This window comes from Shewanella sp. S1-58-MNA-CIBAN-0166, from assembly GCF_040310085.1.
Taxonomy (GTDB): Bacteria; Pseudomonadota; Gammaproteobacteria; order Enterobacterales; family Shewanellaceae; genus Shewanella.
The window spans coordinates 1-344 of the sequence record NZ_JBEOPN010000103.1 but is presented as its reverse complement, the minus strand read 5'-3'; the positions used below and the strand labels follow the sequence as shown (position 1 = coordinate 344).

At 47.4% G+C, this 344-nt stretch carries 1 protein-coding gene; it reads right to left on the bottom strand.

Features of this window, described 5'->3' with window-relative positions; all coding sequences use genetic code 11:
- Window positions 1-344, bottom strand: a 344-nt coding sequence (locus AAEY99_RS21270) for an IS66 family transposase (RefSeq protein WP_351011956.1), incomplete at both ends; no start/stop codon positions are given.

Here is a 344-nt window from a genome sequence, read left to right as displayed (position 1 = left end):
GCATGAGCCCAACAGCCGATTAAGGTTGCCTCTGTTTTGGCATAGGCCTGATAACCATCCACGTGTAAATACCCTTGATATCCATCAAGATAATTAACCACGCAGGCGGCCGCGCGACTATTGTGGAAGTCGTAAAGCACGATATTAGGGATAGGATTATTCGGGTCTGGTGAATCTCGACCTGAACAATACACCCACATATAACTGTTCACTTTATCGGATTTCACCACTTTCAATGGCGTTTCATCGGCAAACAGCGTGGGTTGCCTTAACAGCTCGGCTTTAAGCCGTTCAACTAATGGCGCGAAGAGTGAGGCTGATTTGTCTATCCAGCTGCTCATGGT